The organism is Thiolapillus sp., from assembly GCF_048562965.1.
Classification (GTDB): domain Bacteria; phylum Pseudomonadota; class Gammaproteobacteria; order Chromatiales; family Chromatiaceae; genus Thiolapillus; species Thiolapillus brandeum_A.
Genome location: NZ_JBHNMF010001656.1, coordinates 1 through 523, shown reverse-complemented (window position 1 = coordinate 523; position 523 = coordinate 1). Strand labels below are relative to the sequence as shown.

Genomic DNA, 523 nt, shown 5'->3' with positions numbered 1-523 from the left:
TGTGTTGGGTCAATAGCATAGACTCGGCGTACTATGATGTCAAGCCTCTACAGACATGAAAAAGCGATTGTAGATCCATCGAGGCAGGCTTGTACTCATCTTAGGGGTGAGTAGTTACAGCGAGGGAAAGGTGTCTCGGATGCCGATTTGGGGATACTGGAGAGACAGCTGCAAAACTGGCAGGAAGCGGGAGCTGAAGAACGCTCCAGTCTTGTGACTGTCAATACTGGCCAGGATCTGGATATGAAAAAACTGCTGGGCCGGATACAGCGCCAGGCATTGAAGAAACCTCTGACTGATTCATGAATGAGCGTTGAGCGGCGGGGATTTCCTTCGGCACTTTACCCGGAAGCAATCAGAGGTACTGAAAAGATGTGACTTTGTTTTCGCCCGGTTTATTTTTGACTAGAGTTTAGAGTAAGCAACATTGTTCCACCGTATATTTTCGGGTGAAATAAAGTTGCTATTTTGTTCATACTGCCCGTTAGAGCTTGTTCTATACGCTGATTGCTGCATCCTGCTC

At 47.2% G+C, this 523-nt stretch carries 1 protein-coding gene; it reads left to right on the top strand.

Annotated features, from left to right (window positions below; all coding sequences use genetic code 11):
* The first annotated feature begins 147 nt into the window (after window positions 1–147).
* The gene (locus tag ACOCD2_RS26055; protein WP_293650945.1) at window positions 148–306 is read left to right on the top strand and encodes a hypothetical protein; all 159 of its coding nucleotides are present in this window, start codon (window positions 148–150) and stop codon (window positions 304–306) included.
* The last annotated feature ends 217 nt before the right edge of the window (window positions 307–523 follow it).